The organism is Gloeobacter violaceus PCC 7421, from assembly GCF_000011385.1.
GTDB lineage: Bacteria > Cyanobacteriota > Cyanobacteriia > Gloeobacterales > Gloeobacteraceae > Gloeobacter > Gloeobacter violaceus.
In genome coordinates this window covers 1,216,060-1,241,372 of the sequence record NC_005125.1, presented here as the reverse complement: position 1 = coordinate 1,241,372, position 25,313 = coordinate 1,216,060, and the positions used below count along the sequence as shown (strand labels likewise).

Annotated in this window: 29 protein-coding genes and 1 pseudogene; 13 read left to right on the top strand and 17 right to left on the bottom strand. The window is 63.0% G+C overall.

The annotated features are described in order from the left end of the window. Positions 1 to 4: 4 nt before the first annotated feature. The 9 genes and pseudogenes from GLL_RS23390 to GLL_RS05995 form a co-directional block, all read right to left on the bottom strand. Positions 5 to 127, bottom strand: a pseudogene (locus tag GLL_RS23390) (amylo-alpha-1,6-glucosidase); the annotation flags it as partial. A gap of 144 nt (positions 128 to 271) precedes the next feature. Next, entirely contained in the window at positions 272 to 664 is a 393-nt protein-coding gene (locus tag GLL_RS06030) for a HepT-like ribonuclease domain-containing protein (protein ID WP_011141165.1), read from the bottom strand. Next, positions 657 to 998, bottom strand: a complete 342-nt coding sequence (locus tag GLL_RS06025; RefSeq protein WP_011141164.1) for a nucleotidyltransferase family protein — start codon at positions 996 to 998, stop codon at positions 657 to 659. The genes GLL_RS06030 and GLL_RS06025 overlap by 8 nt, the downstream gene beginning before the upstream one ends. A gap of 264 nt (positions 999 to 1,262) precedes the next feature. After that, on the bottom strand, positions 1,263 to 2,828 hold the full coding sequence (locus GLL_RS06020) for a GMC oxidoreductase (RefSeq protein WP_011141163.1): 1,566 nt from the start codon (positions 2,826 to 2,828) through the stop codon (positions 1,263 to 1,265). Next, positions 2,825 to 3,733, bottom strand: a complete 909-nt coding sequence (locus GLL_RS06015) for an MIP/aquaporin family protein (protein ID WP_011141162.1) — start codon at positions 3,731 to 3,733, stop codon at positions 2,825 to 2,827. Before GLL_RS06015 ends, GLL_RS06020 begins: the two co-directional genes overlap by 4 nt. 23 nt (positions 3,734 to 3,756) lie before the next feature. Beyond that, positions 3,757 to 4,782, bottom strand: coding sequence for a VOC family protein (locus tag GLL_RS06010; RefSeq protein WP_011141161.1), 1,026 nt, complete (start codon positions 4,780 to 4,782; stop codon positions 3,757 to 3,759). Positions 4,783 to 4,902: 120 nt separating this feature from the next. Next, positions 4,903 to 5,112, bottom strand: coding sequence for a hypothetical protein (locus tag GLL_RS06005; RefSeq protein ID WP_164928705.1), 210 nt, complete (start codon positions 5,110 to 5,112; stop codon positions 4,903 to 4,905). Between the two features lie 156 nt (positions 5,113 to 5,268). Then, entirely contained in the window at positions 5,269 to 5,994 is a 726-nt protein-coding gene (locus GLL_RS06000) for an anti-sigma factor (RefSeq protein WP_011141159.1), read from the bottom strand. A gap of 5 nt (positions 5,995 to 5,999) precedes the next feature. Further along, positions 6,000 to 6,680, bottom strand: a complete 681-nt coding sequence (locus GLL_RS05995) for a sigma-70 family RNA polymerase sigma factor (protein WP_011141158.1) — start codon at positions 6,678 to 6,680, stop codon at positions 6,000 to 6,002. Between the two features lie 173 nt (positions 6,681 to 6,853). Between GLL_RS05995 and GLL_RS05990 the strand changes: the two genes are divergently transcribed. From GLL_RS05990 to GLL_RS05970, 5 genes are all read left to right on the top strand, one after another. Further along, the gene (locus tag GLL_RS05990) at positions 6,854 to 7,462 is read left to right on the top strand and encodes a Crp/Fnr family transcriptional regulator (RefSeq protein ID WP_164928704.1); all 609 of its coding nucleotides are present in this window, start codon (positions 6,854 to 6,856) and stop codon (positions 7,460 to 7,462) included. Positions 7,463 to 7,563: 101 nt separating this feature from the next. After that, positions 7,564 to 7,839 (top strand): hypothetical protein, encoded by a 276-nt coding sequence (locus tag GLL_RS05985; protein WP_011141156.1) that lies wholly within the window; start codon positions 7,564 to 7,566, stop codon positions 7,837 to 7,839. A gap of 169 nt (positions 7,840 to 8,008) precedes the next feature. Beyond that, positions 8,009 to 8,299, top strand: coding sequence for a pentapeptide MXKDX repeat protein (locus GLL_RS05980; protein ID WP_164928703.1), 291 nt, complete (start codon positions 8,009 to 8,011; stop codon positions 8,297 to 8,299). A gap of 84 nt (positions 8,300 to 8,383) precedes the next feature. Continuing rightward, positions 8,384 to 8,983: a cytochrome b/b6 domain-containing protein gene (locus GLL_RS05975; RefSeq protein WP_011141154.1), complete on the top strand. Its 600-nt coding sequence runs from the start codon at positions 8,384 to 8,386 to the stop codon at positions 8,981 to 8,983. Positions 8,984 to 8,993: 10 nt separating this feature from the next. Next, positions 8,994 to 9,740 carry a molybdopterin-binding protein gene (locus GLL_RS05970; RefSeq protein WP_011141153.1) on the top strand — a complete coding sequence of 249 codons (747 nt, stop codon included), beginning with the start codon at positions 8,994 to 8,996 and terminating at the stop codon, positions 9,738 to 9,740. Here GLL_RS05970 and GLL_RS05965 read toward each other — a convergent pair. Together GLL_RS05965 and GLL_RS05960 are read right to left on the bottom strand one after the other, a co-directional pair. Further along, positions 9,737 to 10,375 carry a DUF4276 family protein gene (locus GLL_RS05965; protein ID WP_011141152.1) on the bottom strand — a complete coding sequence of 213 codons (639 nt, stop codon included), beginning with the start codon at positions 10,373 to 10,375 and terminating at the stop codon, positions 9,737 to 9,739. The two genes, GLL_RS05970 and GLL_RS05965, sit on opposite strands and share 4 nt — an antisense overlap. Next, positions 10,372 to 11,547 carry an AAA family ATPase gene (locus tag GLL_RS05960; protein ID WP_011141151.1) on the bottom strand — a complete coding sequence of 392 codons (1,176 nt, stop codon included), beginning with the start codon at positions 11,545 to 11,547 and terminating at the stop codon, positions 10,372 to 10,374. The genes GLL_RS05965 and GLL_RS05960 overlap by 4 nt, the downstream gene beginning before the upstream one ends. A 183-nt stretch (positions 11,548 to 11,730) precedes the next feature. Between GLL_RS05960 and GLL_RS05955 the strand changes: the two genes are divergently transcribed. Beyond that, entirely contained in the window at positions 11,731 to 11,955 is a 225-nt protein-coding gene (locus GLL_RS05955) for a hypothetical protein (protein ID WP_164928702.1), read from the top strand. A gap of 8 nt (positions 11,956 to 11,963) precedes the next feature. Here GLL_RS05955 and GLL_RS05950 read toward each other — a convergent pair whose 3' ends face one another. Continuing rightward, on the bottom strand, positions 11,964 to 13,907 hold the full coding sequence (locus tag GLL_RS05950) for a CHASE2 domain-containing protein (protein ID WP_164928701.1): 1,944 nt from the start codon (positions 13,905 to 13,907) through the stop codon (positions 11,964 to 11,966). Positions 13,908 to 13,971: 64 nt separating this feature from the next. Continuing rightward, positions 13,972 to 14,841, bottom strand: a complete 870-nt coding sequence (locus tag GLL_RS05945; RefSeq protein ID WP_164928700.1) for a septal ring lytic transglycosylase RlpA family protein — start codon at positions 14,839 to 14,841, stop codon at positions 13,972 to 13,974. 516 nt (positions 14,842 to 15,357) lie between these two features. Here GLL_RS05945 and GLL_RS05940 point away from each other — a divergent pair. After that, positions 15,358 to 15,798, top strand: a complete 441-nt coding sequence (locus GLL_RS05940) for a hypothetical protein (RefSeq protein WP_011141147.1) — start codon at positions 15,358 to 15,360, stop codon at positions 15,796 to 15,798. A 34-nt stretch (positions 15,799 to 15,832) separates the two neighbouring features. On the opposite strand, the gene GLL_RS05935 is transcribed toward GLL_RS05940, so the two are convergent. The 4 genes from GLL_RS05935 to GLL_RS05920 form a co-directional block, all read right to left on the bottom strand. Continuing rightward, on the bottom strand, positions 15,833 to 17,344 hold the full coding sequence (locus GLL_RS05935) for a long-chain-fatty-acid--CoA ligase (protein WP_011141146.1): 1,512 nt from the start codon (positions 17,342 to 17,344) through the stop codon (positions 15,833 to 15,835). A 93-nt stretch (positions 17,345 to 17,437) separates the two neighbouring features. Beyond that, a complete protein-coding gene (locus GLL_RS05930) occupies positions 17,438 to 18,823 on the bottom strand; it encodes a glycerol acyltransferase (protein ID WP_011141145.1) in 1,386 nt (461 codons plus the stop codon). Positions 18,824 to 18,857: 34 nt separating this feature from the next. Then, positions 18,858 to 19,448 (bottom strand): GNAT family N-acetyltransferase, encoded by a 591-nt coding sequence (locus tag GLL_RS05925; RefSeq protein ID WP_011141144.1) that lies wholly within the window; start codon positions 19,446 to 19,448, stop codon positions 18,858 to 18,860. 82 nt (positions 19,449 to 19,530) lie between these two features. Next, entirely contained in the window at positions 19,531 to 21,084 is a 1,554-nt protein-coding gene (locus GLL_RS05920) for a TolC family protein (protein WP_164928699.1), read from the bottom strand. A gap of 560 nt (positions 21,085 to 21,644) precedes the next feature. Here GLL_RS05920 and GLL_RS05915 point away from each other — a divergent pair. The 6 genes from GLL_RS05915 (at position 21,645) to GLL_RS05890 (ending at position 25,278) form a co-directional block, all read left to right on the top strand. Continuing rightward, positions 21,645 to 22,694, top strand: coding sequence for a peptidoglycan DD-metalloendopeptidase family protein (locus tag GLL_RS05915; protein WP_164928698.1), 1,050 nt, complete (start codon positions 21,645 to 21,647; stop codon positions 22,692 to 22,694). Positions 22,695 to 22,814: 120 nt separating this feature from the next. Further along, on the top strand, positions 22,815 to 23,477 hold the full coding sequence (locus tag GLL_RS05910; protein ID WP_011141141.1) for a MotA/TolQ/ExbB proton channel family protein: 663 nt from the start codon (positions 22,815 to 22,817) through the stop codon (positions 23,475 to 23,477). A gap of 12 nt (positions 23,478 to 23,489) precedes the next feature. After that, positions 23,490 to 23,921, top strand: coding sequence for an ExbD/TolR family protein (locus GLL_RS05905; RefSeq protein ID WP_011141140.1), 432 nt, complete (start codon positions 23,490 to 23,492; stop codon positions 23,919 to 23,921). 149 nt (positions 23,922 to 24,070) lie between these two features. Next, on the top strand, positions 24,071 to 24,259 hold the full coding sequence (locus GLL_RS05900) for a hypothetical protein (protein WP_164928697.1): 189 nt from the start codon (positions 24,071 to 24,073) through the stop codon (positions 24,257 to 24,259). Further along, a complete protein-coding gene (locus GLL_RS05895; RefSeq protein WP_011141138.1) occupies positions 24,259 to 24,561 on the top strand; it encodes a hypothetical protein in 303 nt (100 codons plus the stop codon). The genes GLL_RS05900 and GLL_RS05895 overlap by 1 nt, the downstream gene beginning before the upstream one ends. A 30-nt stretch (positions 24,562 to 24,591) precedes the next feature. After that, a complete protein-coding gene (locus GLL_RS05890; RefSeq protein WP_011141137.1) occupies positions 24,592 to 25,278 on the top strand; it encodes a hypothetical protein in 687 nt (228 codons plus the stop codon). Positions 25,279 to 25,313 lie beyond the last annotated feature (35 nt).

The following is a 25,313-nucleotide window of genomic DNA, read 5'->3' as shown; positions in this document are numbered from 1 at the left end:
GGGCTCAGCCCCAGTAGGCGAGCCAGGCCCTCAACACCTCGGCCACCGACCAGGCCTGGGCGATGCAGCCGCGGGGGGCAAAGGGCGCTTCGCCGTCGAAGATTTCGCTTATGGTGCCAAGATCCGCCCACCGCGAGAGCTTCCAGAGCCTGGAGGGAGATTGTCCGGGTCGAATCCGAGGGTGCGCAGATATTCAGCCAACTATTCCGCTCGGCGTTCGGTCTGTTCTCTGGCGAGACGATCCTGCTGAAGTTCTGCAGCGAGTTCTGCCCTACGCGCTTGAGCCTGAATCTGATCGCTCACTATCGTCCGTGTCGGACTGCGACCGTGTTGCAACTGTCTCACAAATCAATGACACCAGCTCTGGCAGGGCGGAGCCGATTGTTTCCCACACGATAGAGGGACTCAGCCGAAAATACTGATGCGCTGCAAAGTCGCGCATACGTTTTATCTTTGACCACGGAATCTCATCGTGTGCGTCCTTGAAATCTTGAGGCAGGTTTGCTACCGCTTCGCCTATCTGAATCAAGTTGTAGACGACTGCATCGATGAGCAGCCGATTCTCAAGAAACTCCGCCTCGGCTACGCCCTCTATGTACTGCTGGATACGCTCAGTGGCATCCAGAATATCGAGTAGACGTAGATCGAAAAGGCGTTCAGACATACACAGCTTCTTTCAAAATCTTTGCTGCTGTTCTTGGACGTAGAGAGTCGAAAGTTCCCAGATCGACACGAATTCTCAAGATAGACTCCAGGTAATCTTGCAAATCACAAAATTGATAGAAGGTGACACGCGCATCAGCCTCGAATTCGACAAGCAGATCTACGTCTGAGTCAGGACGAGCTTCATCCCTGGCAGTGGAGCCAAACACAGCTATAGTCTTGACACCGTAGCTCTGAATTTCAGGCCAATGGCAACGCAGGCATTCGAGTACCCCCTGACGTCGGGGTATCAAGGATGTGTCCTCTGTACTGATCGATCGCAATTCACCGTTCATCCCTACGCCTGCCTCCCCCGTTTGCGCCGCAACACTTCCTCGATTTCCGGCCACATATCTCTACCTGTTGCAAAGCTGGTCCGCACACCGTCGTCCAGGCGATAGAAGCCGATGAGCCTCCCCGACCTGCAGCTGCGTAGTGCCCTGTGGTGCCATTGTCGGCTGGCCGGGCGTGTATAACCAGGGGAGCCTCACAGGGAAGGCTACCCTGCGCCCGCCTCCAGGTCCGACCAGAGCTCGGGTCCAAACGCGATTACCATCGCCTCATCTGAGCCTTTTGGCGAGGTGGTCGCCCACCCGCAGGGCGTTGGCGACGATCGTGAGGGTCGGGTTGACGGCGGCCGAGGACGGGAAGAAGCTGCCGTCCACCACGTAGAGGTTGTCCACTGCGTGGGCGCGGCAGTCGAGGTCGAGCACCGAGGTGGCCGGGTTGGGGCCGAAGCGGCAGGTGCCGCATTGGTGGCCGACCGCCGCCAGGGGAGACTGGGTGCGCGGGTAGAGCCCGAACGGCAGCATCGTCTCGGCTTCGTCCACGGCCTTGAGCGCCGCGGTCCAGCGGCGCACCAGGGCGTTGTGGGCCTCGGTGTTGTTCGTGGCATAAGTCAGGCACACCTCGCCGTCTTCGAGCGTTACCCGGTTGTCGGGGTCGGGGAGATCCTCGGTCTGCAGCCACCAGCCGGTCGCGTGGTCGGAGACGTCCTGGAGGACAAATCCCGGCGTGAGGCGCACCAGCGGCGCCAGGAGGCGCGGAGCCTCGGCGGGGATGAGTTCGGGGAGCACGTTGCCGGTGTTCTGCACCAGCCCCATCGGCCAGGGAAAATCGGTGTCGCCCCAGTACCAGTCGGCGACGGCGATCGTCTTCTGGTAGACCGCCGGGTTGCGCCGGATGCTGAGGGCGGCTATCGCTGTCGTCAGGTGCTTCATCAGGTTGCGGCCCACCTGGTCCGACCCGTTGGCGAGGCCGCCCGGGTGCTTTTCGTTGGCCGAGGCCAACAGCAGCCGGGCCGAGTTGATGGCACCGCAGGCGACCACGATGATGTCGGCGCGGAAGGTCAGGGTCACCCCCTCGACCTCGACCTCGACACCTGTAACCTCGCGCCCGCTGGGGCTTGTGAGCAGCCGTTCGACCCGCGCCTCGGTGAGTAAGGTGACGTTGGGGTGGGCGAGGGCGGGCAGTACCCCGCATACTTCACCGTCCGCCTTGGCCCGCACCAGGCAGGGGAAGCCGTCGCAGGTGCTGCAGCGGATGCACTCGCTCATCACCCGGTCCACCTCGTTGAGCTTGATACCCAGGGGCAGGTGGAAAGGGTGAAGGCCCTTCGACTTCAGCCCATCCACGATCTGCTGCATGCGCGGCTCGTGGCTCACCGCCGGGGCCGGAAAATCCGGGGCGGCGGGTTCGGTCGGATCTTCCGGACGTTGGCCGTGGACGGCGTAGAGCGCCTCGGCCCGGTCGTAGTAGGGGGCGAAATCGGCGTACTTGAGCGGCCACTCGGGAGAGAGGCCGCCTTTGTGAACGACGCGCTCGAAGTCGCGCTCGCGCAGCCTGAACAGGGCCGCGCCGTAGATTTTGGTGTTGCCCCCGACCCAGTAGCCGACCCCCGGCCGGAAGGGTTTGCCCCGGTGGTCGCGCCAGCTCTCGTCGGTGTGGTAGCGTTCGCGCCCGTAAACTTCACGGGCGTCCCAGTTGGCCTGCTCGCGCGGCAGGAAGTCGCCCCGTTCGAGGATCAATATCCGTTTGCCGGTGGGGGCGAGGCGGTGGGTGAGGGTGCTGCCGCCGGCACCGGTGCCGATGACGATGAGGTCGTAATGCAGGTCCGGGTCACTCATGGCAGGTTCTGTGTAGGAGGTTGTCGGTATCCGCACCGGAAGATGCACTGCTCGGCATCGCCGTGCTGCAGCTTGGCGCAGCGGACGCGGGAAATCCCGTGAGTGCGCACGTAGATTTCCGCGGCCGAGAGCATCGCCGCCACGGGGACGACGAAGTAGATCCAGGCGGCCGTCCAGACCCCGGCGGGCAGGGCGGAGGCGAAGGTGCGCGCCGGGTTCATGCCGAAACCCGAAAAAGGAGACTCGAAACCCACATAGAGCACGATGAGCCCCCCCGCGAACAACCCGGTGAAGGGAGCAAAGCGGGGACGGTTGGAGGTGTGGAGTACCGTCGTCATCATCAAAAAAGCGATTACAAATTCGCACGCGAAGGCGACGCCCACCCCCGCGGGCCCCGGCACGGTGACCGCGTAGTTGACGCTCGGGGCGGCGATCACCGGCCCGAGCAAAAGAGCGCTCAGCAGTACCCCCGCCGTGCCGCCCGCGAACTGGGCCGCCGCGTAGAAAAGGGCGTCGGCAGTGCGGATCTTGCCCAGCCGCCAGAAGGTGAAGGTGACCGCCGGGTTGATGTGGGCGCCCGAGCGCTTGCCCCAGGGCGAGTAGATGATGCAGAGAGCCGTGAGGCCCATGGCGAGGGCGATGAGCAACCGCCGTCGGTCGGGCTCGGGCAACCACTGCGGCAGCCCCCAGCCGGGGTATTCGAGGAGGGCCGTGAACAGGACGGCCGAGACCATGAACGTGCCCAAGCCCCAGGCTTCGATCAGATATTCGGGCCAGTGGCGGCGCAAGCGGTCCGCGGTGGCGCCGCCACTGGCCGGGGTTCTGCGCGTCCGCACAGGAGAACTCCTTAAGAAGCGTTTCTCTGCGGCCAGTATCGCGGTTGCCCGGCGGGCGAAGCGGCGCACTTAAACGAGTTAGCGACGACTTTTTAGCGCTCAACGATTTGCAACACGTGCCCGTCCGGATCGCGGACGAGGAAGCCCCGCCGGAAGCCGAGATGTCGTTCGCCCAGATCGCTCAGCTGCGGGGAGACGAATCGGACCCGATCGGCCCTCAGGCGGTCGGAGAGGGCCTGAGCGTCCGGGACGACCAGGGTGGTCTGCCAGTGGACGAGGTCGTTGGCGCGCTCGTCCTCCGGAAACGGCCGACCGTCGCGGGGGGTCAGGTACTCCAGAAATTCGATCCCGGGTCCTTTGGGCGGGCGCAGGCTGCTGATGCGCAGCCGGGCGCCGAAGACGTGGTTGAGGTGTTCCTGTTCGGTACCGTAATTTTCACTCTCACCCGCCAACCTCAGGCCCAGCCGATCGCGGTAGAAGCCGAGGCTCGCTTCGGTATCGGCGACGACGATGGCCGTGTGATCGATGCCCAGAAACAACTGCCCGCCGGGCCGCTGCCAGCGCGGATCGCCTTTGCCGGGCGGAAAGGTGATGATCTCCAGGTTGTGGCCGTCGGGATCTTGAAAATAAAAGGCCCGGATGCCCGCGGCGGCTTTGTTCCAGTCCGGCAGGCGTTGGGGAGCGGTGGAAACGGGACGCACTTTGCGCTCGCGCAGCCTGGCGTAGGCGGCGTCCATGTCGGCCACGGCGATGGCGATGTGCTGGAACCAGCGGTCGTTGCTGCGGGAGTCCGGTGGGATGGGCCTGCCGCGGGGGGTCAGATACTCGGTGAGTACCAAATCTTCGGTGCCCAGCCGCAGGCGCACCACCCGCATCCGTAGGCCGAACAACCCCTGCAACCGGTCGTAGGCCTCCCCGGCCACCTCCACGTCGGAAACTTTTTGAAAGTCGAGCACCCCGGAATAAAAATCGACGGCGCGCTCGATGTCCGAAACAGTCAAACCGACCGCCGCCACCGCCTGCACAGCACTCGGCGACTCCTGGGGGAGCACCGGAGCGGGCCACCAGAGAGCCGAAAGTAACAGCAAAGACAAAAACCGGCGCCGGACGATGGCCATGGGCTGCCTCCGAATAAGTGGGGATCTTTACAGTCCGGATCGGTGCGGACGGCGCTCTGGCAGACGGCCGGGTTTTTGCCGATTTGACCGACGCCTCCGGGGAGGATTCACGCAAGCGGTCTAGTGACTGATCTCGATTTCCAGACCGTTGTCGCGGATGCGCCTGGGCACTTCCTCCGGAAACAGGCCCAGTTCGCGGGCCACCTCGGTGGCGATGTCGCCCAGGTGGGCCATGTCCTCCTGCAACTCGTCGATGTCGTCCTTCCAGTAGGTGCCGTGGGCCGTCTGACCCTGCTGGGCCAGGTCGTAGAGGATGTCTCGAAGTCGCACGGTCGCGTCCCCCAAAATGTACTGTCTGCGGACGGCGCCCCCTAGGGACGCTTTTTGCCGGTGAAGCTTAGAGCGGTTTGCCGTTGCGCAAACGACAGCCGACCGACCGAAAACCCCAATGGACGTCGATTGCAATCCTGACACCTGACACCTGCTTTAAATACTGCTGGTCATCACCATCGGCCCTACCGACTGGGAAGCGTTCCCGGGCTCGCGGGTCACCACCAGCGGCGCGGTGAGCAAATTGCCGTTGAGGGGCAGTTTTACGTAGACACTACCTGCCTCCCCCGGCATGAATTCGCCGCAGGCCACCTTGCGGCCGTCCACCACCGCCCACAGCCGGTAGACTTCTCCCCGGGCGGGCATGGGTAGATTGCTGAGGGTGACGACCACCTCGGGGGTGTCGGGGGTGATCAGAATATTCCCGGAGGCGCTCCGGGCGGTGTCCATCCCGCGCAGCGACACCAGGCGGGTGGTGTCCTGGCGGAGCATGCTCACCAGATCGCGGTAGCGGCCGACTTCCTGACGGCTTTGGTCCAGTTGGGCGCGCAACTGCCAGCTGTCGAATCCGAGGGTCACCACCAGCGCGGCGGCGACGGCGGCGGCCGCCCAGCTCAGCCACCCGGGACGAGCGCGCCGGCCGGCGGCAGGCCGTTCGTTGCTTGCTTCGAGAATGCGGTTGCGCAGGGCGGCGGCGGGATTGTTGTCCTCCGGCAGGGCGTAGGGCAACAAAGAGAACGTTTCTTGCAAACGGGCCAGTTCGGCGCGCGCCTCGGGGTTTTTGGCGAGCCACGTCTCGAAGGTCCGACGCTCCTCGTCACTCAGATCGCCCAGCACGTAGCCCGCCATCATTTCTTCCCAGTCGTCCGGTTGCCTGTTCATAAGCGCTATCCCACGAGACCCCGCAGCAGATTGCGGAGCTTGAGCAGACCTTGGCGGCTGCGGGTCTTGACGGTGCCGAGGGGGGTGTCGAGCCGGCTTGCGATCTCCGACTGGCTCAAACCCTCGTAATATGCCAGTTCTAACGCCTGACGCTGGGCTTCGGGGAGTTGCTCCAGGGCAGTTTTGACCTGGTGGGCCACTTCGGCGTTCGCCACGCGCTCAAAAGGGCTGGGGCCTGGGGCGGTGCCGGTGCCCAGTTCCTGGGTCCACTTTTGCAAAAAACGCAGGTTGGACCCTCGCGAGCGCACCCGATCGATGGCCCGCGAACGGGTGAGGGTCAGTAAATAGTTGCTGAGGCTGCCGCGAGCCGGATCGTAGGCTTTTTTTTGCCAGAGCGTGAGAAACACTTCCTGGGTCAGATCTTCGGCCTCCTGGCTGTTGGCGAGGATGCGCATCGCCAGCCGAAAAACCATCTTGCCGTGCCGATCGTAGAGCACCCCGAGGACCGCCGGATTGCCGCGCTTGAGATCGACGTATACCTCGGCGTCGCTGGGCGGGTCCATTGCATTCCTCTGATGTTCTGCGGCGGATGACGGCGGGTTGGGCGTGTGCCGGATCTCCTCCACAGAATAAATGGCTTGCGGCCACAGACCGAAAAAATCGTTCGCCGACGCCAGGGTGTCCATAGATCGCTTACTTGCCTCCTTGGGCTGCTCTAGGCGGTATACGGACAGCCATGGATCGCGGATTGGCGCGTTCTACCCTCATCCGATCCGGGCATTGTTCCGTATGCCCTATAACACCCAAAAGCCCCCGGTCCCGGCTGGTCGGTCCCGTTTACGTTCATGGAGTCCTGGCGATGCTTGAGTTTCCCACCTTCGCTCAATTCCCACCCGCCCTGCAGGCCGCGGCCGTCCGCCGGAAACTGCAAAGCGGCGAATCGGTCTTCCGCCAGGGTGATGAGGCCCTGGCCTTCTACGCAGTCGAGCGGGGGCGTATCCGCGTGGTCAGCCACACCCGCACCGGCCGCACGGTGCTGTTGTACCGTGCGGTCGCGGGCGAATGCTTCGCCGAAACCTCGCTGTTCGCAGAGCAGTATAGTTGTGAAGCAATCGCCGATGTACCTTCGCAGGTAGTGAGCTTCCCCACGGCGGCGCTGGTTGCTGCTCTGCGCTTCAAGCCCGAACTGGCGGAGCGCTTCTTGCAGGTGCTCTCCCGGCGCATCGACAGCCTCAAGGAGCGCGTGAACCTCCAAAACATCGCCCCGGCGCGCGACCGCGTGCTGGAGTACCTGTTCGTGGCGGTTCCCCCCGGCCAGACGACCGTCGCCTTCGACCGTTCCTTCCGGGAGATCGCCGACGAGCTGAACCTGACGCAGGAGACGCTCTACCGGACGCTGGCCGAATTGGAGCGCGAGGGGGTGATTAGCCGCCAAAAGCGTTCGATCACCCTGCGGCGCACCGCCTAGTCGTCCAAAAGCTGATCTGGATCATAGAATCCGGTCAAAACCGCTCTGTACAATCGGCCCGCTTGTCCGTATCCTCAGAACCGTCGTTCAAGGAGTCCATTATGCGTCTTATTGGTTTGCCTCTGCTTCTGGCTGTCGCCCTGGCAGCACCCTTTTCGCCGGTCTTCGCCGCGAACATGCCGCTGGTCGTGGCCCAGCGGGAGTCGTCGCCCAACCCCCGCAGCGGCGGCGACACCTCGGATGAGTTGCGGTCTTTCTTCGAAAAAGAAATCGCCGCTTTGCGCAGCGAAATGGCCGCCTTGCGCTCCGAGATGAGTGCAATGCGCGCGGAGATGGGCATGATGCGCTCTCAGATGCCCAGCAACATGAAAAAGTAGACGATTGCACTTTGGGCAATCCGATAAGCGGGGCGCTGCGTATGCCAAGTGTCCCGTCCGGCAGAACCCCGACGGGTGTGTCCATGACCCGCGTCATGGACAGTCTTCTACGCCGCTCCAGACAATGGGCGGTGCCCACACCAACCCCACGGATGTTCAAGGAGTCGTCATGCTCAAAGTGTCTGTGAATCTACTGATGGCCGCCGCACTGGCCCTGTCCGTCCCGGCGGCTTTTGCCGCGCAACCGATCCTGCTTGCGCAGGCGGGCGACGCGATGAAGGGTGATGCCATGAAAGGCGACGCCATGAAGGGCGACGCCATGAAAAAAAGCGATGCTGTGAAGAAGAGCGACGCCATGAAGGGCGATGCCATGAAGGGCGATGCCATGAAGGGCGATGCCATGAAGGGCGATGCCATGAAAGGCGACGCCATGAAAGGCGACGCGATGAAGAAGCCCTAACCCGGCTGTCGTATTCTTCTTGCCCCGTGCCCTTCGAACCTGCGGAGGGCACGCCCCTTTCCACCTCACGCACCAGAGGTTTCGATGACCGCGCAAGCGACACCGCGCAAACCGGCGATTCCCAAGCAGGCTCTGGCTGCCAAGGCCTTTCACTGGGTCAATCTGGTCACTTTGTTCGCCATGATGGGCAGCGGCCTGCAGATCTACAACGCCAATCCGGTCTTCGGCGGCCGGGCGGGCTATCATTTTCCCGATTTTTTGCTCCTGGGCGGTTGGCTTGCCGGGGGGCGGCACTGGCACTTTTTCTTCATGTGGGTCTTCGGCCTGAACCTGCTGTGGTACGGGCTCTACGTCTTTTCCACACGGCGCTGGAAAAATCGCTACGTGGGTAAAAACGACCTGGAGGCGCTCCAGAAATCCACCAACCCCAAGCGGCGCAACTACGCCGCGCACCGGCTGGTCTATACCGCCTTTATCCCGGTGTTGCTGTTGGCGATTCTCACCGGGCTTGGGATGTGGAAACCGGTGCAGTTCGGCTGGATCGCGGCGCTGTTCGGCGGCTGGCAGGCATTGCGCACGGTCCACTTTCTGACCATTCCGACGGTGCTGGGGCTGATGGCGGTCCACTCGCTACTCGCTCTCAACGTTGGGCAATGGAAACTGGTGCGCTCGATGTTTACTTGAGGCACATACGATGAGCGATTTTCTTCGAATCGGACGGCGCAGGCTCATCGGCCTGGGCGGCATGAGTTTGCTGCTGGCTGCCTGTGGGCGCGGTTCGGTGCAAACCCAGATCGAACAAAAACTCTTCGAGCTTTCGGACCCACTCAACCGCAGCTTCGAGCAACTGCTGTTCAGCTCCCAGCGCCTCGCGCCGGAGTTCCGGCGCGAGGAGATCGAGCCCGAGGCGCTGCTGATCAACACCGCCGAGGATTTCCCGCCCCAGATCGACCCGGGCTCCTACCGCCTCACCGTGGGCGGCCTGGTGGAAAAACCTGTGAGCTTGACTCTGAAGGAGATCCGCAAGTTGCCCTACCGCTCCGAAATCATCCGCCACGTCTGCGTCGAGGGGTGGGCGGCCATCGTCCAGTGGGGCGGCCTGCCGCTGGTGGAGTTGCTCAAATTCGTGCAGCCCAAGCCCGAGGCGCGCTATGTGTTTTTTCGATCGGCGGAAGGTTTTCGCAACAACAACGGCGAACTGTACGGTTTCTACGAGACCTGGGATCTGGCAAGTTGCGTCCATCCCCAGACGGTGATGGCCTACGAAAAAAATTTCAAGCCGCTGCCGGTGATCAATGGGGCTCCCGTGCGCCTCGCCTCGCCCATCAAGCTCGGTTACAAGCAGATCAAATGGGTAACCGAGATCATGCTGCTGGCGGCACTGCCGGAGCAGCTGGGTTACTGGGTGGATTTCGGGTATGAGTGGTACGGCGGGATCTAAAGGCTGCCAGCCTCCACGATGGTCTTGTCGAGCCATTGGGTGAGCCGGGCGAATCGCGGGCACCGCGCTGCCACACGTTCCGGACGGATCTTTCTCAGCAGCTGGGATGCGTGCTTAATCTTCTCGTACTCGCCTTTTTGAGTCTGTTGGGTGGCACGAGTAAGGGCAGCGTCGATTGCTTGTTTGGGTTCTTCCTCAAGATTTTGACGCTGGGGTAGTGCACTGCTGTTAAATCCTTGACCGTAGTAGTGCATGAGTGCATCGGCATCTGCGATAAGCCACGATTCCATCGTCTGTACCATCAGGTGGATACGTTCAGCAGGAGTGGATGAAAGATCCCAGTTGTCGCGCTCTCTAAGGTGGGTGGCGTGTGCCATATCGCTCTCGCTCGGGACAGAGCCCTCTGCATCCACAAGCAGAACAACAATGCTGTCGGCACTCTGTTCCATCGCATTGATATGTGCACGATAAGTTTTCTGGCGACTTCCGCACATCACAAGCTTCCAACCTAGCCGGCGGCTTCGTGCCGCTTGCTTCTGCGGACCAAATAGGGCCTCAAAACCCTGCCTGAGCTGAGCTTTGCTTTCGGAACTATCGCCACCGCCCTCGACATAAATTGCGATGCTGAGCCTCACAGATTGCCCCCGAGTTCACCCATCCGCCAGAGTTCGCCAAGGCGGTATTTATTGAGCCAGTACTGTAATTTATCCGACTCAAGGCGAGAGAGAATCGTTCCTCCTCGGTATTCACAAACCAGTACAGATTCAGCTTCCTCAGTGAGCGCAGAAACTAGCGCATCTGAGTGAGTGGTAATGATCAATTGAGTTCTCTCACGAGCTGATACGAACAGCTCGGCAAGAATGGTCATTGCGTCCGGGTGCAGCCCAAGCTCTGGTTCTTCAATACAGATGAGCGGCGGTGGATCAGGCATCAGCAAAAGAGCGAGCATGGCCAAAAAACGGATAGTTCCATCCGACAAACGAGTCGCGGGTATCGGAATATTGAGATTTTCTTCGTGGAGAAAAAACTGTACTGTGGCCCCTTGAACTAATGTGCTCAGACGTTGATAGCGGGGAAGAAATCGCTGAAGCAATTGATTAAATTCGGCACCCACATCGGAATGTTCGAGCTGGTTGAGAATCAGACCGAGATTGCGGGAATCTTCCAAAAGCACCTTGGTTGGTAGATCTGCGGGTTGGGGCTGACGCAACGGGGTGTAGCGACCAAAACTCCACTCCCGAAACATCTGGAGACTTCCAAACTGTTTCGCACACCATGATAATTCAGGATAGAATTCGGGATCCTTGCGCTGAGAAAGGACGGATTCATCGATTGCGAGGCTGTCACGCTCCAACCGACGCTGTTTGGTTCTTCCTCCCGCAGACCCCACGTTCAACACAGGGCGGCCCTTTTGAAAGCGATAATAAAAATAAACGTCATTTGCGTCAGGATCTTTTTTTTCGGCTTCTTCGATGAGTTCATCGACAATTTCAGTACGCTGCGATACAGCCGTAAAGCTGAGCATATAACGCAAAGAGGAGCGGTTGGTTCGATGAAGTCGTGCATCGATTGTGGCAGGCTTTTTGCTGTTACCTTTCCAGAGCCACTCACTGACACCGCCACCGTCACGAATCGCCGATGCAAAACCTGTGGGAGTTGCTCGCAGTAACTCGATTGCTTCAATGAAGTTTGATTTTCCTGAACCATTGGGGCCAATGATGATGTTGAGATCGGTTAGTTCTACCGCAGGTGAATCTGGGGCGAAAGAAAGCAAACCGTCAAGACGCAAAGACTCGATGAATTTCATTTTTGCTTTCCCCAACTCACGATTGGCGTAGCTTTAGGAATGAGGACTGGCGTCGGGCAGGTATATTTGCCAGCCCCAATCTATCAAGCGCACTCAGCGTTTTGTGGCAATGCTCCGGGACTATTCTCGGCAGGCAACATTTTGAGGGGTGATTTTCTCCTGACGCTGCTAACCTGGATCGGCATGAAGGAACTGCCCCGCAAGGCACTGCCTCTGCACCCCTGTCCGGTATGCGGCCAATCGACCAAGGGTTTCTGGCCGGTCTTTACCGCGGATCACCTGCTTGAAAAAACCGGTTGCCGCGAGTGCTTCGCCTCCCAGTACCGCCGCGACTGCCCGGGGTACGCCGCGGATTTTCTGGCCCAGGTGGAAGAATTTTATCTGCGCTCCGACCCTAGCGACCCCTAAAAGCCTTTTTAACGATCGACCAGGCTCGGCTGCTGGGCTGTCGAAGCCTCTGCCGCCATCGTCGTCGGCATTTGCCACGACAGGGTGACCGCAACCCCTCCCTGCGCCCGGTCGGTGCGCTGCCAGCTTCCCGAAGGCAGTTCCCCGGCGATGGTGTTCATGACCTTGGTGCCGTAACCGCCGCCGCCGGCCGAAGCCGCGAGGGGTGGTCCGTCGTTTTCGACCACCAGATGGGCCTCGGTGCCCTGTTGCTCCAGCTCGACGCGCACCCGGCGGGCTCCGTGCGGCTGGGCGTGGCGAATGACGTTGGCAAGCGCTTCTTTAAAAAAGCGAAACAAGTCCTCGCGGGCATCCAGCCAGGTGCTGTCCGCACTCGGTTCCTCCAGGGGCATGATGTCGCGCTCGACAGTCAGCGTCAACTCGCCCGCGTCCAGGAGCCGGTCGAGTTCCGCGTGCAAACCGGCGTGCAGGCCGTCCTTGAGCGAAGGGGTGATTTCGAGTTTGGCCGCCACCTGCCTCAGATCGTTCAATTCGACGCGGATCGCCCGGCCGACCTGCTGCAGAGCCGCCAGGGCCTCATCGACGGCATGCGCCTCCGAAGAGTGGCCGGGCAGCGTGAGCAGCAAGGTTTCGAGATTGTCCATCACCAGCTTCAACTCCTGCAGCGGCCGGTCGTGGATGTCGGTGGCCACCCGGAACAACAGCTTCTTGGCCTGCTTGAGGATGGCCTCGCGCTCGGCCCGCCGCAGGCGGTTGATCTCCTCCTGCTGGGCGGCGAGGCGGGCGCGGGTAGCCGCACGAGCCCGCAGATAAAAGAGCGTGTTGCCCGTAAAGACAAAGGCCGCAAGCGGCGGCAGCACCGGCAACAGCAGCGTCGGCTCCGCGCGCAGGGCGGCAAACACGACCGCGGCGAAACCGACCAAAAGCGCCGGGGCAAGCCAGCGGGCGTAGCGCTGGTCGAGGCACCAGCCGCTCAGCACCCCGAAACTCAAAATCAAGACCAGATCCCAAAGGGGCGGCAGCACCCGGTCGGTGTGTCCCTGCAGCAGATCCGCCACCAGATTGGCGTGCACGTTGAGCGCGTCCATCGGCCCAAAGGGGGTCTGTACGATGCTTGCCTCGGGATGGCCGTCGACGTGGCCGACGATCACTAGCTTGCCGGTGAAATGCTTGAGAATGGCCGGGTCTTTTAGCGGCATGCAACCCTCCAGCGGGCTGGGAGGACAGATCTGCTCCACCGGATAGCGCACAAACGTGCCTGCCGGACCGTAGTAATGGATGCGCTCATCCGGCCCGAAGCCGCGCGGTGAGCGGCCCAAAAACTTGCGCACCGCCAGAAAGTCCGCCGAGAAAAACGTCTGGATGCCGCCGCCGTCGGCGCGATCGAGATTGACCTCGGTGCGGGTGCGCCGCACGATCCCGTCCGGGTCCTCCAGAAACTGGCGCACCCCGACCATCTGCTCGAGCGGTACAGTGAGGCGCAGGTCGTCGCCGTAGGGCAACAGGTTGTTGAAGATGTCCACCTCGCCGTTAAAAGGTACCGCCTCCAGCACCACCCGCCCGTTGTAGCGGTCGATCACCGCGCGCAGACGGCGGTCCTGCTCGCCGATGCCGCTGACTTTGCTGAAGCTGCGCGGCAGCGCCAGCAGCACCGCCTTTGCCTTCGCATCGCCGAGCAGGCGCTCCAGCAGCACCGCGTAAGTGTCGGGTTCCAGATAAAAATCCGGCAGTCGCCTGTCGCTGGTGCGGCGGTCTTCCAGCTCGCCGTCGATGCCGACGATCGTCACTGCCTCGGGGAGCGACGCCTGAAGCTGCCAGCGCGAGAGCCAGTCGCGGCTCTGGCGATCGAGCGAAGCGAGGGGCGTCAGCGGCACCAACAAACCCCAGACGGCTCCCCAACCCAGCCCCACCAGGGCTCCCGTCCAGCGGTTTTTTGGGCCTGTCGCGCTCATGAGCACAAGCATAGCCTGCAGCCATCGGCCTGCCGCCCGGTGGGCAATGGAACGCCGGCGGGCGCTAGCGGATCACTTCGACTTTGACCCGGGCGAGGCCGGAGCTGACCATGCCGAGCAGCTGGGCGGCCCGCGGCGACAGGTCGATCACCCGCCCCCGGATAAATGGCCCGCGATCTTGGACCTTGACGGTCACCTGCCGGCCGTTGCCGAGGTTGGTGACCCGCAGCTGGGTGCCGAAGGGCAAGGCGGGGTGGGCGGCAATCAGGCTGTCCTCGCGCAGTACCGTACCGCTGGAGGTGCGCCGGTTCAAAAATGTGTGGCCATACCAGGAGGCGACCCCCTGGAAGACATGCACGACCGTGTCGCTGATCGAGACGCTGATCGCGGCGATCAACGAGGGTGGCTCGGGCGGGGCGTCGGTCAGTTCCGGCGCGTTGCCGAAGTAGCGGCGCAGGCGGTTGGCGATTTGCAGAGCCGCCGCTTTGTCGGAAATCGCCTCGGTGCGGCTCAGACGAATGCTCCGGTCGATGGTGATCAGTGTCTGGTCCTTACCGGCGACCAGCGAGTAGGACTTGCCGTCGTGGGTGATGCGAATCGACTCGCCGGGAATTTGATCCCATTGCAACTGGTTGACTCGAGAGCTGATCAAGCTGGCCCGCAAGATCGCCGGTTCCTCGGCCGTCGCCACGGAGAGCAAGGGCAGATCGCCCAGGTAGACGACGGTGGTCTGGTACTCGGGCATGTCCTGAATGCGGGCGGCGGCACGGGTGGCAGGGGGAACCGCCCCGCCCATCTTCAGCGGGAGTTGATCGGGAGTTGGGGTGCCGGCCGGTTGCTGGAGGCTCTGTTGCATCGATTTGAGCCATCCACCCGCCACCGGAAGATCCTGGACCGTGCGGACCTGGGCGCTTGCCGCAGCGACGTTGAGCATTGCCACGCAAGATAGCGCAACAATGAGGTCTCGGATGGAGTTGACCATTGCGGACTTCTCACTGTTTCGTCTGGGAAACCATACCACAGGTCTGAGCCGGCGAACAATTAAATCTGCTTGAGCAAAGGTTTTTGGGGGCTTGACAGCCCCTATCGAGAGGGCAATTAACCTCGAATAAGTTCGCACCGCCGCAACTAATCCTCGGGAAAGTATCGCCGATCAGCAGTTGCAATCTACACCCGCCATTCCGCGCAGACAGAAGCAGCACAAGGCCTTTGGGTAATTTGTCTATCAAAAAGGTGTCAAGAATCATGAAGAGAAGACATACCTTGCAGAGGGGATTCATAACAATTGAAGACCGGCAATAAACTGCGGTATACTCCTCCCAAAGACTTCGCTGCTTTCCACCGAAAGATAGACGGACCTATCGCCACAATCGCGTGTAATTGATATCGATAACGGCGGCGCAATCGATCCCGACGTCGATGCTTGCCGTAGTGCACGCAAGGAGTCATTATGTCGAATTGTCATTTCGTCCGTTTTCTAGCGGCGGCAGCAATTGCCCAAGGCACGCTGCTGTCGGTAGCGGTCCAGGCCGGGCCAGTCTTCGAGGTAGCCCAGGTGCCTGCCGAGCGCCGTCCGGAAGTGGTGCAGATCAACAGCTTCGTAGTCACCCCCAGCGACAAGTACGATCCGGGGACGAAGCTGATGTTCAAGGTAGAAGGTACCGCCAATTCCAAGGCCTTCCTGACTGTCCCCGGTTCGACGGATCCACTGCCCATGGAAGAAGTCAAACCCGGCGTCTACGAGCGCAGTTACGTGGTCAGGCGTGAAGGCGATCAGATCGAGCGGTTTACCAATGTGCGCGCCGACCTCAAGCGCGGTACCAACGTCACCACCGCCACCTTGAAGCTGGGGGAGACGGCTGTGACCCCCGGCCAGGGCCAGCGCAAATAGGGCCGCGACCAGGGGTATACCTACCTCGTCCGACTCACTTCGGTGCGAACTGTTTGCGCAGTTCGCGCTTCAGAATTTTGCCGGTCGCCGATTTGGGCAGTTCTGCCAAAACGGTGATCGATCTGGGCACTTTGACGGGGGCGAGCCTTTCGCGGGCGAAGCGGATAATTTCTTCCTCACCGATGGCGGCTCCCTCCTGCAGACTGACGAACGCACGCACGATTTCGCCCTTGTCGGGATCCGGCTGCCCAACCACCGCCACTTCCCGCAGCGGCGCAAAAGCGAGGAGCACGTCCTCGACTTCGCGGGAATAGACCTTCTCGCCGCCCACGATAATCATGTCCTTGAGGCGATCGACCAGGAAGAAGTAGCCCTCCTCGTCGATATAGCCCAGATCGCCGGAGCGTAGCCAGCCCTCGACGAAAGCTTCGGAGGTGGCCTCGGGTTGGTTCCAGTAGCCTTTGAAGACATGGGGACCGGAGACGACCAGTTCGCCCACTGTGCCCGGTGCCGCAAAATCGCCCGAGATCGGGTCGCGGACCGCCAGTTTGTGCCCCTGGGGCATGGGCAATCCGATCGAGCCGGGTTTGCTGGGCCGGTCCGGGGGGCTAAAGGCGGCGTAGGGCGAGCATTCGGTCATGCCGTAGCCCTGGCGGACCAGATCGCCGAAGCGCTGGGCGAAGGCCGCCTCCAGTTGGGGCGGCAACGGACCGCCGCCGCAGAGGATGCAGCGCAGCGCAGCGGAGAGCTTCAGTTCGGTCGGGAAGCGCAAGATTGTCGAGAGCAGACTGGGCACCGCTACCATCACGCTGACCCGTGGATCGCTCAGATGCTCCATCAGCTTTTTGGGGCTCAGGCGGTACTCAAAGCTGACCGACCCGCCGACCAAGGGCATGATCACCAGTGCCGCGGTAAAGGCGAAGGCGTGAAAAACGGGCAGGATGCAGAACAGGTGATCGTCGCCGGTGACGGAGAGCCGCTCGATGCCCGAGCGGGCGTTGGCGAGCAGGTTGCCGTGGCTGATGAGCGCACCTTTCGGGGTACCGGTGGTGCCGCTGGTGTACATCATCTGGGCGATGTCGTCGCCGTGGCGCTCGGCTACAGGACACTGGCCGGGGGTGGCAGCGAGCCCGGCGAAGTTCAGATCTTCATCTGCGGGCACACCGAGCACGATCGCCCGCAGGTTGGGCAACTCGGAGCGCAGCGGTGCGAGGACCCCGAGGAGCGCCTCGGGCAAGATCACCGCCCGCGCCTGCGAATCACGGAGAATATAGTCCAGTTCGCGGCCGGTCAACTGCGGATTGATCAGCACCGGCACCGCCCCCCGCCGCCACAGCGCGAACATGGCCAGGGCGTACTCCGGCACGTTGGGCAGCACTACCGCGATGCGATCGCCGGGGCCGTACCCGGCAGTGGTAAGCGAGGCGGCAAAATTCTCGCTCAGGTGCGCCAGTTGCGCATAGGAAAGCGAGCGCCCGTCGCCCTCGAAAGCCACTTTTTCGGGGCGGTGGCGCAGTTGGTCGTCGAGCAAATGGGCGAGGTTCATAGGGGAGGGCTCCTGCTGGTTGCGGTGGGATTGGCTTTACTGTAGGGCGTGGCTGCGATTGTGGCGCCGGGGGTTGGGACAGTTTTTCAGGCGTCAGAGCGGAGTCTGCCCCGGCACCTGATCGATCATCGCTTCGAGAGCCGCCTGCAAATCGCCGGTCAGCCGGGCGACCTCCCGGCGGGCTCCCTGGCGGCTGGACTGGTAGGCGGCGAGCCGTTCGCGCACCGAGAGGGGCGCGGCCACGGTGAGGTGGACCCGCTGCTTGCCCAGGTTGAATGCTTCGAAGGGATTGTCCCCTTTGAGGCTCTGCACGGTGCGCAGGGCGATGAGGGCGGTCTCGGCGAAACGCTCGGCGGTCGGTTTGCTGCGCACGTAGTTGCCGTTGACGGCGACAAAGTTTTCGACCAGCCGCATGTGCCACATGCGCAAATCGGTCTCCTCGGCCAGGCGATCGGCCAGGCCGCGCTCGGTGGGGCTGAGCCCGGGGCCGCCGTCTTTGAGGTCTTCGCGAAAGATCCGCTCGAAGCCCGCCTGCTCGATACGGCGGCAGCGGTCGATCAGGTTGCCCTTGGCGCTCAGGTCGAAAAATTCTTCCGCCACCTGCAAGGCCGCTTCGAGCAAACGGGTCAGGCGCTCATCGAACCCGGCTGCCGGTTCGCCGGGGGCCGGGGAAGGCAGGTGGCGGCGGTAGAAGCGCGAATAAAAGCTTTCCATCTGGGCAAGCAACTGCTCGCCCACCGCCAGCAGCCGCTCGTAGCGGTCGCCTTTGGGGGCGGGTTTGCAGCCCACGTCCGCTTCGAGGGTGTCGAGCAACCGCTCGAGGGCAGCCCAGGGCGCGTCGATATAGCTGTAACGGATGCCCACCGGCACGATATAGACCGCCTCGGGGCGACCGGCCGCCGCCAGATCCTCCGCGCACCAGAAGCCCAACTGGGCGACCCCCGGCTCCAGGGGACCGACGATCTCGCTGTGGGCGTTGGTGCCGCCTTCGGGAGCGGCCGCGATGGGCAGGCTGCCGAAGGCGAACAGCTCGCGGGCGGTGCGCAGGCCCAGCCGGTCGAAGCGGCCGCGCTGGATCGAAATGCCCCCGACCCGCGGCAACAACCAGCCCACCGCCCGTCCCGCCCACAGGGGAATGCCCCGGTCGTACAGAAAGTGGGCGTGCACCGGGCCGTTCAACTGCACGCCCTGCTCGCGGGCTTTTCGGGGCACCGCCTGGGAGAGCAGATAGCCCATTGCAAACGGGTCGTAGGTGGTCGGATGGCGAAAGGCGAGTAAAAACCGCGCCTTGCCCGCCTGAAAATCCCGGTACAGCGCCACCAGCCGCTCGACGTGTTCGGTGCGACAGTCGGCCAGGGGCGTCGCCAGGCGCAACCACCAGGGGAGTGCCGCCGGCAGAGCCTTCAGCAGCAGCGGATTGAGGGTGGGGGGAACAAAGGCCAGCGGCGGTCGGGCCTGGACGGCAAGTCGGAAAGTCATAACAAGTCAATGCGTCGCGCTCAATGCGTCCAGACTACCGGTCGGCACGGGCGATCGGACTGCTGCCGGTGACAGTTGGACAGCCGTCACCTTCCACTTCGAGATGCACCTGGTAAAGGCCTTCGCCGCCAAGCCGTTCGAGGACAAAACCCAACTGGCGGCACAGGGTGAGCATCGGCCGATTCGAAGCGAGCACATAGCCCTCCAGTCGCCGCACCTGACCGGCGGCGGCGACGGCGATCGCCTTTTGCACCAGCTTGCGGCCCAGACCCTGGCGGTGCCAGGGGTCGGCAATCAGCACCGCAAATTCAAAAATATCGCTGCCCAGGCGGACCAGCCGCACCACCCCCAACTCCGGTCCGCCGCCGGTGGTCTGCACCGCCGTCACCGCCAGCTCGCGGCTGCGGTCAAAGTCGGTAAAGCGCGCCACCTCCGAGTCGGTCACCTTCGAGCGCTCGGGAGCCTGGAAGAAGCGTTGGTAAAGCGATTGGGTCGAGCAGTTATGAAAAAGCCCCCAGTGCAACTCCAGGTCCGAGGGGCGCAAAGGTCTCAGCAAAGCCTCGACACCGCTGCGCAACCGCCAGGGTTCCTCCGGCACCTCCTGCAGCAAAGAAGCCTGTGGCATCGGACTGCCTCCCGGTACCAACGCCAGTGGTATGCCTCTAAGGGTACAGCGCTTTTTGCGCTGCGCAAAGACCGATGGCGCCCTACAGAATGCCCACGGACCGGCGGATGGCGGCGAGCGCCCGGTTGTAGTCGATGACCGCGATCAGCCGGTTGACCCGTGCCTGGGTCAGATCGCGGTCGGAGGTGATCACGTCGGTCTGGGTGCCCACCCCCGCCTGGAAGCGCAGCCGGGCCAGGCGCAGGGCCTCGGTGGCGCTGGCCACGGCGGCGGTGGCCGAATCGACGCGCTGGCGGGCCGTCTCCAGGCTGGAGATCGAGCTTTCGACGCTGAAGCGGATGGTGTTGTAGGTGTCCACAAAGCGCGCCTCGGCGGTCTTGGCGTCGGCGACCGCCTGGGCGGCCTGGGCGGCGGCCAGACCGCCGTCGAAGGCGTTCCAGCGGATCTGAGCACCGGCGCTGTAGCCGGTGTAGATGCCGACGATGCGATCGAGCAGGTTATCGAAGGCGTCGCCGGTGGCGAAGATGCTAATCTGCGGCGCCACCGAGGCGTAGGCGACCGCTTCGTTGGCCTTGGCCGCCCGGCGCAGGGCGTCCTGTTGGGCCAGTTCGACGCGGTTGTTAAGCGCCCGGTAAATCGTCTCGTCGAGGCCCAACTGCCAGGTGCCGGTCTCCTCGACCGGGTCGGCCGCCTCGACGGTGGTGGGCACCTGGAAGTTGAGGGCGCGCGCCAGGTTGCGCTGGTTGATCTCGCGCTGGTTGACCGCGGTCAGCCGCTGCTGGACGGAGTTGGCCAGCTGGGTCTCCGCCTGCAGCACCGCGAAGCGGGTGCCCACCCCGGCCCGCTCCTGGGCGCGCGCGTCGTTGAGGCTCGCCTCGGCACTTTTGACGGCGGCATCGCCGATTTGCACGTTGCCGTCGGCGGCCTGCAGATCGTAGTAAGCACCGATGACGTTGTTGATCAGATCCTGGCGGGTGCGCTCGTAGTCGAGGCGGGCGGCCTGCAGGTTCTCCTGGGCGGCGAGGATGCGGCTGCCCACCAGGCCGCTGGTAAAGATATTCCAGTCGATGCGCACCTGGCCCTGGAGAATGGCGCTTTCGGACAAAAAGGCGCTGCTGACACCGCCGGAGGAAGAATCGCCGAAGAGCAGGCCGGTGAGGGCGGCTGCCTGGGTCGAATTGAAAAGTCCCGGTCCGATCAGGCTCTGGGTGATGGCGGTGGTGTCGGTGGTGGTGGTGCTCGAACCGGTAACGAGGGCTCGGGAGATGGCCGCCTGGGGCGATTGGTTATAAGAGTAGCCGCCCGAGAGGCTCACCGTCGGGAACAGCCCCGCTTCGGCCTGCCGCTTGACCGCCTCGGCGCGCTCGACGGCAATGCGGGCAATCAGCAGCGTCGGACTGTTGCCCAGGGAGGTGTTGACGGCATCCTGCAGCGTCAGGGCGCGGTTGCTCTGGATGCGCAGCTGCACGGCGTTGCTCGGCAGCGGCGGCATCGTCGCGCGCACCGGCGGTCCGTCCAGGCTCGCGGCGGTTGTGCTCGGACCGTCCGGGCCGCTCAACTGGCCGACGGTCTGGGCGTGGGCCGGGGATAGCCCCAGACCCAAGGCGAACAGCATCACGGCGCTACGGATTCTCATTGCAAAATTCCCCTCAAAAAATGGCGATGGCAGTCTGAAACCGGGGCAGTCGCTATCGAAGCACGATCGCCGATGCGGCGTCGGCGTTTGTGTGCCCTTTTCCCAGGAGAAACGGCTCGCGCCTGCGGCCCATGGGGGCAGGCTTTCCACCGGGATTCCAGGTAGAAAACAGGCAACCCTCCGCACCCGACGCCCGGATAGGCAGGGCGTGGCGGTGCGTCCGGGCGCCGGAACGTCCTCACCGTCGCGCCGTGCAAAGACCCTCCCAACCGGTTGCCGACGGCCGCTCCGCTTGCAAAAACTGCCCAGCAACAGGACAATCACCAATGCGCTTCCATTGCAAAGTGGCATTCAAGGTGAAGTTTAGGGTGCGGGTGCGATGGGAGTCAAGCCAAGCGAAAAGCCTGCCGGTCGTCGGCCGCCTATTTGTCGGTGGTGAACGGTTTTTCTGAATTGATCCGCTACGCTTTCGGGGTATCTTGTGCTCAACCGCCGAACGCCCCGGGCTCGATTCGGATCGGCCGGGCGGTTGGGCCAGTTGTTTCGGAGTGCACGGACCTATGATCCCCCAGCCAAAGGCGCAGACGGTGACGGCACAGAGGTGGTCGCCCGCCCGGGTCGCCCAGCGCCGACGGTCATGGGGCGGGTGGGCTGCGGGGGCGCTCGCGGTGGCGGTTGCCGCAGGCGGTGCCATCGCTTTGCGCAACGCCGCCCCTGTCGAGCAGACCGCCGATGCCAACCTCGTCCTGCTGCTGCAGCAACACAGTCAATCCAAAGTGATCGCCGCCCTGGCGGCCGTCGAAAGCGGCACCCTCGCAATGCTCGACGGCCGCCGCTCGGTGGTGAGTCATCCGGTATCGGCGGGCGACACGCTCGCGTCGCTGGCGGCGGCCTACAAGCTGGATGCCCGCTCGATCGCTTTTTCCAACGGCTTGGACCCGCAAAGTCCGCTCACCCCGAGCCAGAAACTGCTCATTCCGCCGGTGGACGGTCTGGTCTACCGGGTCCAACGCCGCGATACTCTAGTCGCCGTCTCCGAGCGCCACCGCGTCCCGATCACCGCCATCGCCAAAGCCACCGGACCGGGTTTTCAGGACTTTATTTCCCCCGGCCAGTTGCTGGTCATTCCCGGCGACGCCGAGGCGCTTGCGGCCTTCAGCCGGGCCGCCGCCGAGCCGGCCAACGCCCTCGCATCGCTTGCCGTCACGGGTCGCGGCGTCTCCAAAGCTCCCCGCTCGCCGCGCGGCTACGTGTGGCCCGTCCGGGGCTTCGTGATTTCGCCCTACGGCCCGCGCGGGGGCCGTAGGCACATGGGAATCGATATTGCCGGGCCGAGCGGTTCGCCCGTGGCCACCGTCCGCCGGGGGACGGTGCTGTTTGCCGGGTGGATGTCCGGCGGCTTCGGCAACGCCGTCGATGTCCGCCACGAGGACGGCATGGTCAGCCGCTACGCCCATCTGTCGCGCATCCTCGTCCGCCCGGACCAGATCCTCGAAGCCGGTCAGATTCTCGGAGCCACCGGCTGCACCGGCCGCTGCACCGGTCCGCATCTGCACCTGGAGTTGCACGTGGGCGGCCGGGCGGTCAACCCGCTGCCTTTTTTGAAATGAGCTATCTTGGGGCAAGCTTGGCGATGGAAGCGTCTCCTGAATGATCAGGAACTATCCATTCCGCCCGGTCGTCCCCGCTTAAGATAATCCCAGTTTCAGGGAACGCTGGTCGCCTCTTCTATGAATCTCCTTGCTGATCTTTACCGCTTTGTTGTCAACGATTGGTGGATTGCTGTGCCGCTGCTGCTGTGTTCGGTTTTGACCATCGCCGTGGTCACCGAGCGCTGGCTCTACATCAACCGCAACAAGACCGACGTCGATCGCTTTATTGTCCGGCTGCAGCGCGAACTCGAGCGCGCCAACCTTTCTGGAGCGCGCAATCTCTGCGAACAGGTAGGCGGCGTGATTGGCGAAGTGGCCGAGGATGGGGTGCGGCTGCTTTCTGTGCCGCGCGTCAAGTTTGAGCAGGCCTTCGACATCACCATCAACCTGGGCATGCGCAAATTCGAAAAGCACCTCAACGTGCTGGGCACGATCGGGGCGGTCGCCCCCTTTATCGGCCTGCTCGGCACGGTGGTCGGCATCTTGCGCTCCTTCCAGACGTTTGCAGGCGAAGGGGCGACCAGCAACAAACTGGCGGCCGAAATCGGCTTTGCGCTGATTGCCACGGCGGCGGGCCTCATCGTCGCCATCGCCTCGGTCGTGGCCTACAACATCTTTCAAAACATCGTCGCCCAGTTCGAAGACGACTTTCAGCTGCTCAAGCTGCTGTTTCTCAACTTTGCCGACACCGCCGAATTTGAAGGCGAGGTGGTCGAAGAATCCACCATTCCCCAGCAGTAGGAGAATTAGACGATGGCGATACAAGCGGGTGGGAGCGGACGGGGGCGGCGCAACCGCAGCGGTTTCACCGAAATCAACATCACTCCCCTAACCGACGTTTTTCTGGTGCTGGTAATTATCCTGCTTATTACCGCGCCGCTCATTCAAAACAACGGCCTCAAGGTGGACCTGCCCACCTCCGCCACCGGCGACAAGCCCGAACAGAAAAAAAGCCTGGTGGTGGGTGTCGACAAAGACGGCAAGTATTCCGTCAACGGGGCGGTCGTCCCCGAAGCCAATCTGCTCGCCGCCCTGCGCCGCGAAGCGGAGTCCTCCGGTCAGAAAGTATTGGTCGTGCAGGCCGACGCCGACGCCCGCCAAAAAAACGTCGTCAAGGTGATGGACGCCGCCCGTCAGGCGGGCCTGGAGAAGCTCGTCGTCGCCACCCAACCGAGCGGCGGCTGAAGCCCGGCGCTCCGGCTTGTGGACAATGTTGTGAATTTTTGCTGAGTACTTGCCCGCCCGGATCGAGTCGCTACACTGAAGGCGATCACCTGCGTCTTCATCCAGGGTACCGAACAATGTCTTGCCTTGTGCTACTGTGCGCGACGGTCGTGGCAGCTGCCATCCTGGCCGGGATCACCTACTACTACGGCCAATCGCGCTCCAGCGCCCGCAAGGCCCTGCGCTACACGCCGATTGCACGCCCCGAGCCACCCAAAAGCCGCGAAGAGCTCATCGCCATGCTCGAGCGCCAGTTCAACAACAGCCCCTCCAGCGGCCCGCCCGAGCGCAATTTGTAATGCTTCCCGCCATTGATCCGCTCAGCTTTCCAGACGCAGCCTTCATCGGCGATGTACTGGTGGTCGATGTGCGCGGCCGCAATCTCGACGCCGTCGAGAGCGTTCAGGTCAAACCGGCGCGCGGTGTGCGGGCGATGCTCGGCGACCCGCTCACTCGTCGCGACAGCCCGGTGCACGCCGGTCCGGATCGGCTGACAGTGACGGTGCAGATCGACTTCGACGCCTACCCCGGCGACCGGCGCCTCTGGGTGCAATCGCCCACCGGCGACAGCAACCCGCTGATTTTGACGGTCATGCTCTAATAGAAAGGTAACGGCATTAAGGATTGTAAAGTGAAGCGCTTGCTTTGGGCTTTGGCTCTAGTGCTCGCTGGTTGCGTCTCCCAGACCGATGCGGGCTCCGAAGCGCCCAAATCCTCCGAGGCACCCCCCGCCGCCACTGTACCCGACGGCCGCAAGCGCCTGGTGCTGCCGATACGTTCGGCGCGGGACGTTTTTGTGCTCAAGGCGGACGGCACCCCCTTTCGCGACGCCAAGAACGGCTACAAAGGCGAGATTTCCGTCGAACCGTACACGTCCAGGCTCGATTTGAGCGCGCTCTCGGTCACCCGTGGCGGTGCGACGCGCCACAGCCTGATAGTCGAGTTGCCCCACACCGACGCCCAGCACAACGTCAGCGACGATCGCCCGGCGGTGTTTCTCGAAGTCGATGGCCGCACCCTGCGCGACGGCGTAGCCGTAGACAGCGTCATTCAGACGGTGGCGCGCGGCGAGCAAAAAGTAACGCGCATTGCCTTTGCGCTGCTGGAGGAGGGCCTCGCCCAGATCCGGCAGGCGAAGGAGCGAGTCGGGATCAAAGTGCGCCTCAAATCGGACATTTTGGCGGCGGCGGGCGAGTGCGAGCGAGCCGCCCCCGGCTCCGCCGCCGCCCAGGACTGCCGCAAGCCCTTCACCGGCCGCACCATCGAAAGGCAGGGCCTCGATCAGCTCAAGGCGTTTTTGGCCGCTAAGGGTGCCTGATCCGTTGGGGTATACTGATGGGCGATTTGAGAGCG

Coding starts and splice junctions, on each gene's coding strand:
- GLL_RS06030 (WP_011141165.1), bottom strand. CDS start 664: ATGTCTGAACGCCTTTTCGATCTACGTCTACTCGATATTCTGGATGCC.
- GLL_RS06025 (WP_011141164.1), bottom strand. CDS start 998: ATGAACGGTGAATTGCGATCGATCAGTACAGAGGACACATCCTTGATA.
- GLL_RS06020 (WP_011141163.1), bottom strand. CDS start 2,828: ATGAGTGACCCGGACCTGCATTACGACCTCATCGTCATCGGCACCGGT.
- GLL_RS06010 (WP_011141161.1), bottom strand. CDS start 4,782: ATGGCCATCGTCCGGCGCCGGTTTTTGTCTTTGCTGTTACTTTCGGCT.
- GLL_RS06000 (WP_011141159.1), bottom strand. CDS start 5,994: ATGAACAGGCAACCGGACGACTGGGAAGAAATGATGGCGGGCTACGTG.
- GLL_RS05995 (WP_011141158.1), bottom strand. CDS start 6,680: ATGGACACCCTGGCGTCGGCGAACGATTTTTTCGGTCTGTGGCCGCAA.
- GLL_RS05990 (WP_164928704.1), top strand. CDS start 6,854: ATGCTTGAGTTTCCCACCTTCGCTCAATTCCCACCCGCCCTGCAGGCC.
- GLL_RS05985 (WP_011141156.1), top strand. CDS start 7,564: ATGCGTCTTATTGGTTTGCCTCTGCTTCTGGCTGTCGCCCTGGCAGCA.
- GLL_RS05980 (WP_164928703.1), top strand. CDS start 8,009: ATGCTCAAAGTGTCTGTGAATCTACTGATGGCCGCCGCACTGGCCCTG.
- GLL_RS05975 (WP_011141154.1), top strand. CDS start 8,384: ATGACCGCGCAAGCGACACCGCGCAAACCGGCGATTCCCAAGCAGGCT.
- GLL_RS05970 (WP_011141153.1), top strand. CDS start 8,994: ATGAGCGATTTTCTTCGAATCGGACGGCGCAGGCTCATCGGCCTGGGC.
- GLL_RS05960 (WP_011141151.1), bottom strand. CDS start 11,547: ATGAAATTCATCGAGTCTTTGCGTCTTGACGGTTTGCTTTCTTTCGCC.
- GLL_RS05955 (WP_164928702.1), top strand. CDS start 11,731: ATGAAGGAACTGCCCCGCAAGGCACTGCCTCTGCACCCCTGTCCGGTA.
- GLL_RS05950 (WP_164928701.1), bottom strand. CDS start 13,907: ATGAGCGCGACAGGCCCAAAAAACCGCTGGACGGGAGCCCTGGTGGGG.
- GLL_RS05945 (WP_164928700.1), bottom strand. CDS start 14,841: ATGCTCAACGTCGCTGCGGCAAGCGCCCAGGTCCGCACGGTCCAGGAT.
- GLL_RS05940 (WP_011141147.1), top strand. CDS start 15,358: ATGTCGAATTGTCATTTCGTCCGTTTTCTAGCGGCGGCAGCAATTGCC.
- GLL_RS05935 (WP_011141146.1), bottom strand. CDS start 17,344: ATGAACCTCGCCCATTTGCTCGACGACCAACTGCGCCACCGCCCCGAA.
- GLL_RS05930 (WP_011141145.1), bottom strand. CDS start 18,823: ATGACTTTCCGACTTGCCGTCCAGGCCCGACCGCCGCTGGCCTTTGTT.
- GLL_RS05925 (WP_011141144.1), bottom strand. CDS start 19,448: ATGCCACAGGCTTCTTTGCTGCAGGAGGTGCCGGAGGAACCCTGGCGG.
- GLL_RS05920 (WP_164928699.1), bottom strand. CDS start 21,084: ATGAGAATCCGTAGCGCCGTGATGCTGTTCGCCTTGGGTCTGGGGCTA.
- GLL_RS05915 (WP_164928698.1), top strand. CDS start 21,645: ATGATCCCCCAGCCAAAGGCGCAGACGGTGACGGCACAGAGGTGGTCG.
- GLL_RS05910 (WP_011141141.1), top strand. CDS start 22,815: ATGAATCTCCTTGCTGATCTTTACCGCTTTGTTGTCAACGATTGGTGG.
- GLL_RS05905 (WP_011141140.1), top strand. CDS start 23,490: ATGGCGATACAAGCGGGTGGGAGCGGACGGGGGCGGCGCAACCGCAGC.
- GLL_RS05895 (WP_011141138.1), top strand. CDS start 24,259: ATGCTTCCCGCCATTGATCCGCTCAGCTTTCCAGACGCAGCCTTCATC.